The organism is Cyanobium gracile PCC 6307 (genome assembly GCF_000316515.1).
GTDB classification, from domain to species: Bacteria; Cyanobacteriota; Cyanobacteriia; order PCC-6307; family Cyanobiaceae; genus Cyanobium; species Cyanobium gracile.
The window spans coordinates 314,132-328,416 of record NC_019675.1 but is presented as its reverse complement, the minus strand read 5'-3'; the positions used below and the strand labels follow the sequence as shown (position 1 = coordinate 328,416).

11 protein-coding genes, 1 tRNA gene and 1 pseudogene are annotated in these 14,285 nt (G+C 63.5%); 8 read left to right on the top strand and 5 right to left on the bottom strand.

What is annotated here, in order from left to right:
• Positions 1-19: 19 nt before the first annotated feature.
• The 3 genes from CYAGR_RS01340 to petH all read right to left on the bottom strand — a co-directional run bounded on the left by CYAGR_RS01340 (position 20) and on the right by petH (position 4,248).
• Positions 20-1,318, bottom strand: a complete 1,299-nt coding sequence (locus CYAGR_RS01340) for a glucose-6-phosphate dehydrogenase assembly protein OpcA (RefSeq protein WP_015107962.1) — start codon at positions 1,316-1,318, stop codon at positions 20-22.
• 70 nt (positions 1,319-1,388) lie between these two features.
• On the bottom strand, positions 1,389-2,912 hold the full coding sequence (zwf, locus tag CYAGR_RS01335) for a glucose-6-phosphate dehydrogenase (RefSeq protein ID WP_015107961.1): 1,524 nt from the start codon (positions 2,910-2,912) through the stop codon (positions 1,389-1,391).
• A gap of 163 nt (positions 2,913-3,075) precedes the next feature.
• The gene (gene petH / locus CYAGR_RS01330) at positions 3,076-4,248 is read right to left on the bottom strand and encodes a ferredoxin--NADP reductase (RefSeq protein WP_043326144.1); all 1,173 of its coding nucleotides are present in this window, start codon (positions 4,246-4,248) and stop codon (positions 3,076-3,078) included.
• Between the two features lie 230 nt (positions 4,249-4,478).
• Here petH and CYAGR_RS01325 point away from each other — a divergent pair, with 230 nt between their 5' ends.
• Positions 4,479-4,997 carry an SRPBCC family protein gene (locus CYAGR_RS01325; RefSeq protein WP_015107959.1) on the top strand — a complete coding sequence of 173 codons (519 nt, stop codon included), beginning with the start codon at positions 4,479-4,481 and terminating at the stop codon, positions 4,995-4,997.
• A gap of 117 nt (positions 4,998-5,114) precedes the next feature.
• On the opposite strand, the gene CYAGR_RS01320 is transcribed toward CYAGR_RS01325, so the two are convergent.
• Positions 5,115-5,187: transfer RNA gene (locus CYAGR_RS01320), tRNA-Glu, on the bottom strand.
• 64 nt (positions 5,188-5,251) lie between these two features.
• Complete coding sequence (locus tag CYAGR_RS01315) at positions 5,252-6,346, bottom strand: histidine kinase (protein ID WP_245552695.1); 1,095 nt, start codon at positions 6,344-6,346, stop codon at positions 5,252-5,254.
• Positions 6,347-6,589: 243 nt separating this feature from the next.
• Here CYAGR_RS01315 and CYAGR_RS01310 point away from each other — a divergent pair, with 243 nt between their 5' ends.
• The 7 genes and pseudogenes from CYAGR_RS01310 to CYAGR_RS16270 all read left to right on the top strand — a co-directional run.
• Complete coding sequence (locus CYAGR_RS01310; protein ID WP_015107957.1) at positions 6,590-7,147, top strand: hypothetical protein; 558 nt, start codon at positions 6,590-6,592, stop codon at positions 7,145-7,147.
• 155 nt (positions 7,148-7,302) lie between these two features.
• Entirely contained in the window at positions 7,303-7,764 is a 462-nt protein-coding gene (locus tag CYAGR_RS18070; RefSeq protein WP_015107956.1) for a hypothetical protein, read from the top strand.
• A 743-nt stretch (positions 7,765-8,507) separates the two neighbouring features.
• Complete coding sequence (locus CYAGR_RS18065; protein WP_156818354.1) at positions 8,508-8,897, top strand: hypothetical protein; 390 nt, start codon at positions 8,508-8,510, stop codon at positions 8,895-8,897.
• Between the two features lie 223 nt (positions 8,898-9,120).
• Entirely contained in the window at positions 9,121-9,681 is a 561-nt protein-coding gene (locus tag CYAGR_RS16805; RefSeq protein ID WP_015107955.1) for a COP23 domain-containing protein, read from the top strand.
• 227 nt (positions 9,682-9,908) lie between these two features.
• Positions 9,909-10,562, top strand: a complete 654-nt coding sequence (locus tag CYAGR_RS16800) for a S1 family peptidase (RefSeq protein WP_071881540.1) — start codon at positions 9,909-9,911, stop codon at positions 10,560-10,562.
• Complete coding sequence (locus CYAGR_RS18060) at positions 10,559-12,388, top strand: S1 family peptidase (RefSeq protein ID WP_172637142.1); 1,830 nt, start codon at positions 10,559-10,561, stop codon at positions 12,386-12,388. The genes CYAGR_RS16800 and CYAGR_RS18060 overlap by 4 nt, the downstream gene beginning before the upstream one ends.
• A gap of 47 nt (positions 12,389-12,435) precedes the next feature.
• Positions 12,436-13,104: pseudogene (locus CYAGR_RS16270) on the top strand (aminopeptidase N); the annotation flags it as partial.
• Positions 13,105-14,285: the final 1,181 nt, after the last annotated feature.

Sequence of the window (14,285 nt, the reverse complement as noted above, 5' to 3'; positions counted from 1 at the left end):
CGCTCCGGCGGAAGGTGCCTCAGCCTGGCAGCAGGCTCGCCGCCAGCGGGGCGGCCGCCGCCAGCAGCGGTGAGGTGGAATCGTGGCCCCCCGAGAGCAGGCGGGCCATCTCCATCTCCTCGCTCTCCTCCGGCAGGGGTACCACCCCCTCCGCCAGCTCCATGCTGGCCATGCCACCGGACTCCAGCCGCATGCAGCCGCCGGACTCGGAGCAGAGAATCACGCACAGGGGCGGGCGCTGCTGGGGTTCGCAGATCAGCCGCATGCCGACGATGGCGCCGGGGTGGGTCTTGGGCGCGCCCATGGGCACGGGCATCAGGGTGAACTGGACCGCCACCCCGTCGGTGCGCTCGAACTCCGCCGTGATCCCCGGGCCCGGCCCGTCCACCTCCACCGCGTAGCTGGTGATCAGGTGCCAGCCGAGGCGGTCGGCGATCCAGGCGGCCAGCAGCAGCCCCTTCACCGGGTGGTCCCCCTCCACATCGATGTCGAGCTGCACCACGTGGCCGAGGGCATCGCGGCGGGACGGGGGATCGAACACCATGGCCAGGGATTCGCGCCAGGTGCGCAGCCGCAGCCAGTTGAGATCGTTGACGGCCTGACCGGCGCTGATCCGGGCCAGCATCAGGTCGAGGCAGCGGCGCGGCTCCCCGAGGGAGCTGTCGATCACCAGCCGCCGGGGCACCGGCGCCAGGGCCTCCAGCATCTCGGAGGGCTCATCCAGGCTGCTGTTCCACCACACCCAGCAGGGCAGGGAGTCGTCCACAAGGGAGCCGATCAGATCGAGGCTCTGCTTGAGGGCGCCCATGCCGCCGCGCAGCACCACCACGTCGCCGCAGGCGGCGCCGGCGCCCCCCTCCTCCGGCAGGGGGCAGTAGGCCGCCACCAGGGTCTCGAGCGGATGGCCCGGGTCGAGGGTGGGGGCCAGGGTGATCAGGCGCCGGGGCATGTGGGCGCTGATGGCGCTCTCGACGAACTGGCCGCGCAGGTCTTCGGTGCGGTGGTGCCCCTCCTTCTGGCCGATGGCCCAGGCCAGGCGGGGATCCATGGGTGCCGTGCTGTACGGCAGACCGGTCTCGGGCACGGCCAGGCGGGCCGCCTCCAGCAGCTCCTCGCGCAGCAGGCCGGTGATCGGCCCGTCGACCCGGCCGATGCGCACCATCTGCTGCTCCAGCCAGGAGGGCTCCCACACCACCAGGGTGAAGGTGGCGGCCCCGGTGGAGCCCTCCAGATCATGGGTCCAGAGGCGGTGCAGGTAGGGGTTGACCTCCTCGGGCGGCAGATCGAGGGGGGCCTGGAGGGTGAGCTGGGGAGCCATGGGCGCGGGAGGGGGGGCAGGAGTCGCAGGGCTGCGGAAGGGAAGGGGCGCGGGGCCCTGGAGCCGTGTCTCAGGGACGCCGCCAGATCAGGCCGTCGCTGGCCAGGAGGCCATCGGCGGCGGCCGGCCCCCAGGTGCGGGCTTCGTAGGGCTGGACCGGCAGCTGCCAGGGGGATTCCTCGATCAGCGCCAGCAGCGGGGTGTACAGCCGCCAGGCCGCCTCCACCTCGTCGCTGCGGGTGAACAGGGTGGGATCGCCCAGCATGGCGTCGGCGAGCAGCCGCACGTAGCCCTCGTCGGAGGGCTCACCGAAGGATTCGTCGTAGCTGAAGGCCATGTCGACCGGGCGGCTGCGCATCCCGGAACCGGGGGCCTTCACCTCGAACTTGAACTCGGCGCCCTCATCGGGCTGGATGCGCAGGATCAGCTGGTTGGGGGTGGGGGCGCCACCGGCGGCGTCGAAAAGGTGCACCGGGGCCTCACGGAACGTGAGCACCACCTCGCTGAGGCGCTTCGGCAGCCGCTTGCCGGTGCGCAGGTAGAAGGGCACCCCCTGCCAGCGCCAGTTGTTGATGGCCACCTTCATGGCCACATAGGTTTCCGTGGTGCTGTTGGCGTTCACCCCCGGCTCCTGGCGGTAGCCGGGCAGGGGCCGGGCCATGCTGCCGCCGGCGGCGTACTGGCCCCGCACGCAGCACTTCCAGGGCTCCGCCTCGTTGGCCAGGCTGGCCGACTGCAGCACCTTGGCCTTCTCGTTGCGGATGGCCTCCGGATCGAAGCGGCCCGGAGCCTCCATGGCGGTGAGGGCCAGGATCTGGGTGAGGTGGTTCTGCACCATGTCCCGCAGGGCGCCGGACGACTCGTAGTAGCCGGCCCGCTCCTCCACCCCCACGGTTTCGGCCGCAGTGATCTGGACACTCGAGATGTAGTTGCGGTTCCAGATCGGCTCGAAGATCGTGTTGGCGAAGCGCAGCACCAGGATGTTCTGGACCGTTTCCTTGCCCAGGTAATGGTCGATGCGGAACACCTGGCTTTCCTTGGCGCACGCCTGCACCACCTTGTTGAGGGCCTGGGCGCTGGCGTAGTCGCGGCCGAAGGGCTTCTCGATCACCACCCGGCTGCGCTCGGCATCGGCCAGCAGGCCGGCACCGGCCAGGGCGCGGCAGCCACTGCCGTAGAACTCCGGCGAGACGGAGAGGTAGAAGGTGCGGTTGCCCCGGGTGGCCCGCAGCCGGTCGATGCTCTCCAGGCGCTGGCCGAGGCGCACCAGGTGCTCGCTCTGCTGCAGGTCGACCGGCTCGTAGAAGAGGCCCTGGGCGAACTGCTCCCAGGCGGTGCGATGGGAGGCGATCTCATCGGCCAGGGCGGCGCCCATCTTCTCGCGGAACTCCTCGTCACTCCAGGGGCGCCGGGCGCAGCCGAGCACGGCGAATTCGCTCGGCAGCCGTCTCTGGCGGAACAGCTCGAACAGCGCCGGAATCAGCTTGCGGTGGGTGAGATCACCGCTGGCCCCGAAGATGACGATGCACTGGGGCGAGATCACCCGCTCCTGGCGCAGACCCACCCGCAGGGGGTTGGTGAGGATGGCGGTCATGGGGAGGGCGTCCGATCACCCTGGTTTAACGGCTGCCCCGACATCCCGCTGCATCGCCGCCGCAGGGAGCCGGCCGGTGTGTGCATTCTCGGATCGTCGCCCATGAAAAAGCCCGCCAGAGGCGGGCCTTGGGGCACAGGCGGGGACGGGTCCGGGGCCAGGGTCAGTAGGTCTCGACGTGCCAGCGGTCGGCCTTCTTGAGCTGGGGCCGCAGTTCGCTCCAGTCGAGGCCCTTGGCGGCGGCGGCGGCCGTCATGGCCTCGTCGATGCCGGGCTCCATGCCGCGCAGACCGCACATGTAGACGTGGGTCTTGGGATCCTCGATCAGGGAGAAGATCTCATCGGCGTGCTCGGTGACGCGGTCCTGGATGTACATCCGGCCGCCGCTGGGGTTCTGCTGCTCGCGGCTGATGGCCTTGGTGTAGCGGAAGTTCTCCGGGTACTCGGTCAGGTAGCGCTGGAAGTCGTCCTCGTAGAGGAGGTTGGGCGTCTTGGGGACCCCCATGATCAGCCAGGCCTTGCCGCGGAACTGGTATTCGGGGTTCTTGGCGCGCTCGGACGGCTCGAACATGCGGCGCAGGTAGGCACGCATCGGAGCGATGCCGGTGCCGGTGGCCAGCATGATGATGTTGGCGTCCTCATCGGGGGGCAGGAGCATCTCCTTGCCGACCGGGCCGGTGATCTTCACCTTGGCGCCCGGTTCGATGTCGCAGAGGAAGGTGGAGCAGACGCCGTTGATGGTGCTGCCGTCCTTCTCGTACTGGAGCTGGCGGACGCAGAGGGAGACGGTGCCGCCCTCGCAGTTGTCGCCGTGGCGGGTGCTGGCGATCGAATAGAGACGCAGTTTGTGGGGCTTGCCGTTGGCGTCCTCGCCATCGGGAATGATGCCGATGCTCTGACCCTCCACGTAGTGGAGGTTGCCTTCCGAGAGGTCGAAGGTGATGTGGTTCACCCGGCCGATGGCCCCCTCGGCCAGGAGGCTGTAGTTACCGGTGACGGTGCCGATGAAGGGATCCTTCGGCTTGTAGAGGTTGACCGGGACGTCGGCGTGGCTCACGGGGGCTTTCTTGGCGGGGGTGGAGGTGGCGGCCGGGGGGTCGGAGACGGCAGCGTCAGAGGCGGCCGGGGAGGCGGAGTCTGCGGGGACCTCCTCGGCGGTCACGGCCTTGATGCGACCGCCCTGCTGGGCGATGGTCTGCATCAGGCGCTGCAGCTGGGGGAAGGGCACGGTGATCCGCCGCTCGGCCCGCCGCTGCACGCCGACGCCGAAGCCTTCGACCACAACCGTGAACATGCGGCCGTCGGACTGGGTGGCCTTGCCGGTGGAAACACGCATGCGGGCGTCGGAGCCGAAAATCGGGCCGATCATAGAGAACTCGGCCCACACCCCCTCGGTGCGGATTCGTTGACCGGAATCCGGACACACCGGTTAGTTTGTGTTCCGTCGCACCATTCCCGGTGCCGACCGCTGCCACCCTCACGCAAGCCCCGAGCGAGCTCCGATCCGTCTTGGCACAGCTTCTGGCGTCGTTTCCCAGCCCCGTGCACCTCCCGTCAAACGAGGCCATGGTCGCCAGAGAGGCCAGTTGCGCCCTCGACACGATTCAGCAGGAGATGGAGCGTCTCCCCCAGGGCACTCGGCGCCTGGCGGTGCAGCTTCGCCTTGATCTCGCCCCTGAGTGGATCTGGGCGGTGCTCACCGACTACGACCACCTCGACCGCTTCATCCCCAACCTGGCCAGCTCCCGCCAGCTCTGGCGCCGCGGCAACCTGGTGGCCCTGGAGCAGGTGGGAACCCAGCAGTTCTGCGGTCTGCGCTTCAGTGCCCGCGTCCAGCTGGAGCTGAACGAGGAGCCGGAGCAGGGCCGCCTGGCCTTCCGGATGCTGGAGGGTGATTTCCGCTGCTTCCAGGGCGTCTGGCAGGTGGGCGCCGACGACACCAGCACCTGGCTCCTCTACGACCTCACCGTGCAGGGCAAGCCGGGCATGCCGATCGGCCTGATCGAGCAGCGGCTCAAGGAGGATCTGGCCAGCAACCTGCGGGGCGTGCAGCGGGAAGCCCAGCGCCGCGCCCAGCAACTCTGAGGCGCTTCGCCATCAGGCCCTGAGGCCAGCGACATGCCCTGGGAGCTTCTGAACAGCACCCATCTGAGAAAAAGGCGCGGGTCAGGACGAAATCGTCCCGAGCCCGGAACCGATGCATACCCCCAAGGGGATTCGAACCCCTGTCGCCTCCGTGAAAGGGAGGTGTCCTAGGCCTCTAGACGATGGGGGCGAGGCCACAGCCGGCTTGACGCCGATCTGATGTGCTGGACGCTACGGGCCGGAGGGACCCTTCGTCAAGGAAGGTCCTCGGCGGCGGACCGGCCGGGGGCGGAACGGTCCGGTTCCGGGGAGCTCTGGCCGGTCCAGACCGGCACGGTGAAGTTGAAGCAGGCGCCCTCACCCGGCTCGGACACCACCCAGATGCGGCCCCCGTGCACCTCGGCGATGCGGCGGCACACCGACAGGCCCACGCCGAAGCCGGAGGTGGTGCCGGAGGTCTGGGGCAGCCGCACCCGGTCCTGGAAGATGCGGTGCTGCTCCTCGCGGGGAATGCCCGGCCCGCTGTCGCAGATGCTCACCTGCACCCACTGGCTGGTGCGGTGCATGAGGCTGAGGCTCACCTTGCCACCGTCCGGGGTGAACTTGAGGGCGTTCTCCAGCAGGTTGAGGAACACCTGGCGCATGCGCCGCTGGTCGGCGTGGACGTCGGGCAGGTCGGCGGGGATGTCGGTGACCAGCTGCAGGCCCCGACCCACCCAGAGCTTCTCCAGCTCCAGAATGGCCTCGGCCGCCACCTGGCTCAGGTCGAGGCGCTGGGGGTTGAACAGGGCCTCCCAGCGGGTGGTGCCCACCTCCAGCAGGTCCCTGGAGAGGGCCTCGATGTCGTCGAGCCGGCGGTTGAGCACGTCGCGGAAGCGGCTCTCGTCGATCTGGCCCAGGGCGTGGCTCTGCAGGGCCAGCTTGGCGGCGGTGAGGGGGGTGCGCAGCTCGTGGGCCACCATGCGCAGCAGCCGTTCCTGGACGCCCAGCCGCTCGATCAGGGTTTCGTTCTCCTGACGCAGCACCAGCAGCTGGTCCTCGAGCTGGACCTCCCGCTGGCTGCGGCTGCCGTCGATCTCCGCCGGCCGCAGGCTGAGCCCGAGGGTGGTGACCACCTCCATCTGCTGCCAGCGGGGCAGCCAGATGCGCAGCTGCTGGGCCAGGGTGTTGCCCGCGAAGACCTGCTTGGGCAAGGGATCGAGCTTGATCAGGGCCGGGGTGGCCACCAGCCGGTGCAGTTCGAGCAACTCGGGGTGGTCGGCCGGATCGGCCACCTGGAGGGACAGCTTGCAGGTGCACTCCTCGGAGTTCAGGAAGGCCAGCAGGGCCCTCAGATCGGCGGAGGCCATGTGATGGCGGGCCGCCACCAGCAGCAGCTTGAGCGGTTTCTGGGCCTCACCGGTGGCGGTGACGGCCTCGGCCACCGCCGACGCCGGCGAGGTGGGCGGCGAGGTGGGCGGGACATCGGGCTCCCCCAGGACCGGCAAAGGCAGGCATGCGGCAACGCCCCCAACCTTATGGGGTTTTGGGCAGAACCCGGAAACGTCGCTAGGACTTCAGAGATCGCGTCCGTGAGCCTGGGTGGGCCCGCCATGACCACACCGACCCAGCCCGGTCTCTCCAGGGTTTCCCCCGTGCAGAGCCGCATCCGGCTCGACAGCAGCCTGCGGCGCTGGTTCGCCCGCAACCTGGGGCTGTGGCGGTCGCGACGCACCTACTTCTTCACCGAGGACGACGCGGTGCTGCGGGTGGACATGAACCTGCGCATCGAGGTCCACAGCGAACTGGTGGACGGGGATGAGGGCTACCGGTTCACCTGGTGGGCGGAGGGGCAGCAGCCGTTCTTCGACAGCAAACCCGACTACCGGCCCGAGGGGACGATGGAGGCCTGGCTGTGCGGTCACCAGCTGCGGCGCAGCTGCGGCTACCTGGCGGGGGCCCCCACGGTCAGCCAGATCCGCCAGATCGATGAGCACACCATGGCGTTCCAGTCCCACTACGACGACTGGGAAGTGCTCGAACAGATCCGCCTCGTCGACCAGGACCGCTACCGCTCCCGCTCGATCCACACCTGGCGCCACGGCAGCCTCGAGCTGGTGGAGCTCCACCACGAGATCCGGCTGGAGGCGGCGGGAGAGCCGATCGGTTAATCGCTGTCAGGGCCGGGGCCCCGGCGGCTGGGCCGCTGCATGGAACGGTGCATGGGGCGAAACTGCGGCAGCCGTGGTCACCATCGGCAACCGGCCCACGTCAGGAGCCCCAGGCCAGCGATAGAGGATGATCAAGAAGCCCAGTAGGAACCAAAATGCTTGCCAAGCGCTTCCTCGTCACACTTACCTTGTTTGGCCTGTATCTGTCGGCAAGCCCATCAGCCAATGCTGAACTGGCACAGGCAAGCCCGCCCGCGACTCCCAGGGCGACTCCTCCCCCAACGAAGCCAGCAACGGATGACGAGATCACGACCTACATGGCCATGGCGGCCATCAACATGTGCACCTTGTCTGAGCTGAAACAGCCATTCAAAGAATCCCTCAGTGCTAATGCCCAAATGGTTGGAAGCGTCCTGGCACAGAGACATGGCTTCCTCGTGACAGGCAATCCCAACAAATTGACCCCAGAACAACTCCTCAACGGAGCCGTTGTTCAGATTGTCCCAAGGGTTGAGGCCATCTGCGGTAAGTCGCTCTCTCCTGCTTGGAGAAAAGATGTGGATAGCATTCTCAGCGATATCAGGAAGCAGGCAGGGGGTGGCTCGGGAACAAAATAGGTACACCTGAAGTTTTTAGGGACGAACCCAAGGCGCTGAAACTGTACCTAAAATCATGTTGTTCTGCTGTTTGGTCAACGCCCCGACGCCCGGACCCACTCTGGGTGCCAATCTCTAGCTGGGATATAGGAGCCTCGTGACACCCGAGCAACGCAGCCAGTACAGGGCGGTTGGTGGTCGACTGGCGGCATACGTGCGCCAGCTCGCTGATGATCTGCCCCCTTCTGCGTCCCTTCAGGCTGTTGTGTCTGATCTAGTGGGAAACAATGGAGAGCTGGCCCTTCCCTTGAAGGATCTGGTGTCGCGGCCCGGATTCCGCAGCCTTACCAGGAAAGCTGGCAGTGGTAGTGGTTCATTGGAGCGCAATGCTCTCCTGCAGTCGATGCAAGCGACCTTCTCGCTCCAGGTGATCGAGGCCCTCGTTGAGATGCTTTCCGGATTCCTGGACCTTCCCAGTGGATCTTGTGACCCGCATACCACTGCAGAGAAAAGACGGGGGGGCTCCATGGGAAGGGACGGTGGTATGCCGATCCGTGTCTCAGTAGAAAGCTCTGCTCAACAGCCGATTTTCGAGCCTCCAGCCCTGCAACGCAAAGTCACTGCCCCTCCGCGAAAGCGCATGCCGATTCTGGCCGGCGTTGCTGGGAGAGCTGTTTTGGCCGGCAGGCGCCATGTTGTCACTCAATAGTCCGCAGCTCTGTAGGCCCCTGGGGCTCTGCCCAGATCGACCTGCTCAACCTGCCTTGGAACAAGCTCTCCAAGCTGGCAGTAAGGCTGAACAGGATCTTCGCCGCGCCAAGGGCCTTGCCGACTACCGCCAGGCGACCGAGCAGCTGGAGCGTGAGCTGCTCAAACTTAGCGGTCTCAGCCTGACCTCTGCACAGCACAAGCAGCGTGAGCAACTGCAGATAACAGCCAGGCAAGCCCGGGAAATCCTGGCGGAGGAGGTAGCTGACCTCATCCAGCTACAACGTGCTTCTGAGGCGCTGGATGCCGCTCAAACAGTTGGCCGTGATGCACGCCATAGTGAGCTGGAGACGGCACGGCAGGCGTTGAATCAGATCCCTCCCCGCAGTTTTTCAGCCAACCAGGCAAAGCGGTTACGGAGACAACTCAATGCGCTGGATCAGTAAATCTCCACACCAGCGATGCCCGAGGCCGAACCCGCACAGCCGGCACAACCTGCCTGGAGCAAACCTGCGGCAAGGCCAGCCCCACAACTACCAGCCACGCCACAGTTACCCAGTGCCCCACGAGAAGAGCCTGCCTACCGTGACCAGCCGCTGTTCTGATTTGGGTATGTGAACGAACAACAGCCGTGACAAGCTACATTTGGAACACGATTGGTAAATAGCTATGAAGCGTGAACCCCTCCTTTCAGGCTTGGTTGCCCTGGCATGCGGCTGGGGCGTCAGCTTGGCGCAACAGCCGGTTTCTGCCAGTGTCTCCGCTCGTGGCTTTGTCTGTGGTAAGGCTGCCGGTGCCCCGGCCACAATTGTGGTCACCGCCGACGGCCGGCAGGTGCCTGTGATCCGCTGGACCAGCAGCGTGTTCAACGATGCCGGCTGGAGTCAGGAACGTCGCTGCAAGGAGGTTTCAGACCGCTTTAACGGCTTCCTCAGGCAGGGCCGCCTGGCCTACATCACTACCGGCCGTATGAATGGCTTGCCGGTGATCTGCACCGCTACCAGCAAAGGGAGTGGCTGTGATGGCCTGCTTTACACCCTCAAGCCTGGGCAAGATGCCACCTCCACCTTAAGGAATCTTCTTGACATCCGGGTCAAGGCGCGTGGTCCCCTGAACGAGACGTACAGTCGGTTGTATGTGAGCCTCGATGAGCTGCTAGACACGGCCCAGGGCAAGGCCAGCAATGGTGCAAGTCCGGCCACATCCCAGCCAGCCCGCCCTCTCTTTTGACAAGTCGCGCCAGCACTCTCACCGTAACCCTGTTGATAGGGGATGGTAGCTGCACCTTCGCTGCAGAGCAGCAACCGCCAGTTCGGACACGCGCTACTCCCGATAAGCCAGCTTCAAGGGTCAGAGCACTGACCTATCGGCAGTCCGTTACTGTCCTACAGCGTGAGCCAACTGGTGCGCAGCTTGGCTCTGGCGTTGTGATCGGCAGCGCCTCTGGCGGCCAATAGGTGGTCACCAACCGTCATGTGGTGCATGGGCAGACGGCAGTTTGCATAGTCACAGCCGATCGACAGGTACTGCCCTCCTTGGTGATGCCCGCCAACCAATCGAAGCACCAAAGCGAGTTGGATCTAGCCCTGCTCTGGTTGCCGCACAGCAGCACGGGGCCGTTGATGGTGGCTGCGCTATACCGGAAACCTGTGGATGCTTCCTCACTGTCGGTGGTGATCGCATCCGGGTATCCAACGCCCCTGCAGATGCACCCCGATGGCCCGCCATACACTGAGCGATCGGGTCTGTTGGTACCTTTGCTTAGCAAGCCGCTGCAAGGAGGCTTTAATCTGGCCTACACCGCTGCCGTGGAGAAGGGGATGAGCGGGGGCGCCGTGTTTGTCGGCGGTGAACTGATCGGCATCAATGGTGCCCATGCCAATCCGCTCTGGCCTGGACAATGGAAGACCCAGCAAGGCAAAGCAGTGGATAAGCAGCTGAACGATAAATTGGAGTTGGTGTCCCTGGGCATTGCATGGCCAACTATCCAGAGCGCTCTGAAGGCATTGCGGCCTCCAAAAGCTGCAGAGCAGAACGTCCTAGTTGGACTGGACTGTGGCATGCCAAGGCTGCCGTCACCAATTGGCAATGCAAGCAGCAAGGTCTGGTGAACGAGAGCACTGGCGTTACCACAAAGGGAGCTGAGTTGAAAAGAATGTTGGCATCGATAGGATCCGCACTGCTGCTTTTACCAGCGAGTCCGTCGACTGTGTTGATTTCTGCCCTGTCAATGGGAGCACCTCTGATCTCCTTGGCACCCGCTCAGGCACAGAGCGAAGAAGCTGTCGCCAAGGTCGCCCAAGCCATCACAGTGCGTATAGAAGGTGCAACTCAAGGTTCGGGAGTTCTGGTCAAGCGGGTCGGAAATCGCTACACGGTGCTGACAGCCTGGCATGTGGTGAGCGGGCAGAACCCTGGAGAAGAGCTGTCTGTTTATACTTCTGATGGCCGTCAACATCCAGTAGAAGCTGGAAGCATTCGAAGAGTTGGCGATATAGATCTTGGAGAGCTAACATTCAGTAGTACCATTGACTATCAGCTAGCCAAGTCAGGCAACACAAGTGATTTGCGGATTGGCGCCCCAGTCTATGTTTCTGGCTACCCATCTTCAACAAGTGCTATCCCATCTCGTATCTTTCGATTTCTAAGGGGAGCAATCATCAACAATGCGAGCGAAAGGCTTCCTGGAGGGTACCAATTATTGTACGACAACTCCACTCTTCCTGGCATGAGCGGAGGCTCGGTGCTGAACATCAATGGGCATCTCGTTGGCCTTCATGGCCAAGGTGAAACCGATGCCAAGCTAACGGAAGTTTTTGGCGTTGCTGTCAAGACAAATACAAACCAAGGCATACCAATTTCTTCATACACAAATTGGGTGGGTCGATCAGACAGATCTCAACCGAGCGATATCTCTGCAGGAATCATCCAACGGGAATCTACTGTCGGAGAGGGCTTCAAGAGAACTGATTTAAGCAACTCTTCGAATTCCATTACTGGTTTCGCAACTCCAAAGCAAATGGCTTTGTACACGCGAATAGGTGCTGTCAATACCTGCATTTCCCGCGCTGCAGGCCTCAGTTTCGAGCAAGCAGTGGGAGTGGCCGGCGAAACCATTGCTCAGTTGATCCTTGGCCAGCATAAGGGTTTAATCCAGGAGGTGGGTTCCAAGGCTCTCACCATCGAAGAGCTGCGCCGAGGCGCGATTAATTCATCCGTGCTCGGCGCGGCAGAGTTTTGTCCAAAGGAGGTGCCGGCGGACGTTATGAGGAAAGTTAATGAGGCCATCAAAAGGCAAGGAGCCGGAGGCTCGGCGTCCTTGCACTCACCAATACCAACCGGTTCCGCCCACTTCCATAGTAGCAACTCACTCTCAAAGATTAAACCGGATGAACCAATAGCGATTGAAGGACTCTCCTCAGACAATTCATATGTTCTTCCTAGGCAATTTCGTTCTTTGCCTAGCTGGGAGATTGCCGTAACGACTTCAGTTGCCGGAGGGGAGTCAGATTCTGCCTCTATGGGGATTCTTCATGAGCCCGTAATTGCCTTTCCTATTTATCCTAGGTCGACTTCGGATTCAACGCACATGTTTGGCGATTCTTCTCAATCACATGTTGTTGCTTTGGCCGCTACTCCTATAGAGATGGGTTTGTACACCAGGATTGGCACCGTAAATTTCTGCATCCTTAGAGCCGCCGGCATCGACTTCGAGAAGTCGGTGGGGATCGCGGGGGAAACTATTGCCCAGCTGCTCCTCTTCAAGCACAAGGGTGAGATCCAACAGGTGGGCTCCAAGGCCCTCACCATCAAGGAACTGCGACGCGGCGCCTTCAATTCGGCCGTCATCGGTGGTGCTGAGATCTGCCCCAAGGAAGTGCCGGCCGACGTCATGAAGAAGGTTCAGGACGCCATCAGGAAGCAATCCGCCACGTAAGCCTCAAATAGTCCTCATTCCTTGTCCTTTACATCTTCACTATTGCCATGACTGTTATCCACCTCGTCGACTACCGTCCGGCGCCCTACCGGCTCGAGCGCACCGATCTGACGGTGCGCCTGTTCGCCGACCATGCCCTGGTGGAGGCGCGACTGGCGTTCCTCCCCGGGCCTGGTGCAGGCGGGCCGCTGGAGCTGAGGGGCGTGGATCTTGAGCTGCGTTCCCTGGAGCTCGACGGCGTTCCCCTGCCCGCCGACGCTTTCCAGCTGGAGCACGGCCGCCTGCTGGTGCTGCAGCCGCCCCAGCGGCCCTTCGTGCTCACCAGCACGGTGTGGCTCGATCCGCGGGCCAACACCAGCCTGAAAGGGCTGTATGTGAGCGGCGGGATGGTCACCACCCAGTGCGAGGCGGAAGGGTTTCGCCGCATCACCTATCTCCCGGATCGCCCCGACCTGCTCAGCCGCTTCCGGGTGCGGATCGAGGCCGACCGGGACACCTGCCCGGTGCTGCTCTCCAATGGCAACGGCATCGGGAGCGGCGAGCTGCCGCCCGGGCCAGGCGGGGAAGCCCGCCATTACGCCGTCTGGGACGACCCCTTCCCCAAGCCCTCCTATCTGTTCGCCATAGTGGCGGGCCGGCTGGAGGAGATCCGCGACAAGTTCGTTACCGCCAGCAGCCGGACGGTACACCTGCGCCTGCACGTGGAGCAGGGCGATTGACAACTTCTACACCACCACGATCTACCAAAAGGGGTCGCGGGTGATCCGGGTGCTGCAGACCCTGCTGGAATCTGCCATACCTGGCAAAACCTCATACTCATCGGGCAAAACTAGGGAGACTTATTGTGGTAGTCCTTCCCTTTCGACAGATCTCTCCATCACATCGGACCTTTGTGGTCTTTAGATTGTGCAGCCGGAGGACCTGCCTAGTTGGGTCATAGGTCCACCTGGCGCGAAGGGCGATGTTGTTGGGTTGGGGAAGGAGGCTTGGATGGATAAAGTTGCCCAGACTCGTTGCGAGGACCCCCGAGCCCCTAGGCGTCTGGATCACCTTCACAGACTCAGCGACGTGGGGGCCCGACCCGATCGCAATATCGACCAAGCCCTTTTCAAGCCAAGAGCGGAGGATAGCCTTGAGTCGTGTATGGCTACGAGGGTCCCAGCTATGGAGCGCAAGGACTCTCAATCCCGCATGCTTGGCCATCACGGGAGAAAACTGGTCTAAGTTCCGATCACAAACAATGTGGCGGCAGTGCTTGGCATCTCCGCCAACATAGGCGCTGAGGAATCGCACAGGCACCTGACCTCCAGCCACCGGAAAGTCGACCTGTGGCGCTTCATGGTCAGGGGTGAGGAAGACCCCACTGAACAGAGCCACCGTACCCTTTTGGCGAAGGTTCTGCAGGATGCGAGTAAGGTGGCCGTAGGATTGGATAGGGCCATTGCCTTCAGGAGAACGGATACAGTCATAGCTATTGTTATTGGCCAATCCAATGAGATTAAAGCCGACTTGAACAACGTCTTCCAGCTCTTCGGGCCGGGTCAGGAAGGCAAACCTGGTGGCCGATGGCTTGGACCAGAAGGTATCGCACCGGCGTCCGACACTGGTTTCCCAGTTGATGTAGCTGATATCACCAAGAATGTTACCTGGCCGGCTGAAGGCAAGAAACGATCGCTTGAATCCCGCCCGATAAACGGGGCGTGGAGAGTGGGACTTGGCCCACCCCGCGTCGCCAAAGGCCGTAAAGGTAAACGCCACATTCTGTGGCGATTCACGTTCTGGAGTAACACCCTTTGGCAAGGGCTTCGCCTCGCCGTGGACAGGAGGTTCTGCTTCGCTGATCCATAGGCTCTCATCACCTCCGCCGGATGTGTCCGTGCTGGAGCTCGCCTTGCAT

Excerpts from the sequence above, each read along its gene's own strand:
- CYAGR_RS01340 (WP_015107962.1), bottom strand. The coding sequence starts at position 1,318 with ATGGCTCCCCAGCTCACCCTCCAGGCCCCCCTCGATCTGCCGCCCGAG.
- zwf (WP_015107961.1), bottom strand. The coding sequence starts at position 2,912 with ATGACCGCCATCCTCACCAACCCCCTGCGGGTGGGTCTGCGCCAGGAG.
- petH (WP_043326144.1), bottom strand. The coding sequence starts at position 4,248 with ATGCGTGTTTCCACCGGCAAGGCCACCCAGTCCGACGGCCGCATGTTC.
- CYAGR_RS01325 (WP_015107959.1), top strand. The coding sequence starts at position 4,479 with ATGGTCGCCAGAGAGGCCAGTTGCGCCCTCGACACGATTCAGCAGGAG.
- CYAGR_RS01315 (WP_245552695.1), bottom strand. The coding sequence starts at position 6,346 with ATGGCCTCCGCCGATCTGAGGGCCCTGCTGGCCTTCCTGAACTCCGAG.
- CYAGR_RS01310 (WP_015107957.1), top strand. The coding sequence starts at position 6,590 with ATGACCACACCGACCCAGCCCGGTCTCTCCAGGGTTTCCCCCGTGCAG.
- CYAGR_RS18070 (WP_015107956.1), top strand. The coding sequence starts at position 7,303 with ATGCTTGCCAAGCGCTTCCTCGTCACACTTACCTTGTTTGGCCTGTAT.
- CYAGR_RS16805 (WP_015107955.1), top strand. The coding sequence starts at position 9,121 with ATGAAGCGTGAACCCCTCCTTTCAGGCTTGGTTGCCCTGGCATGCGGC.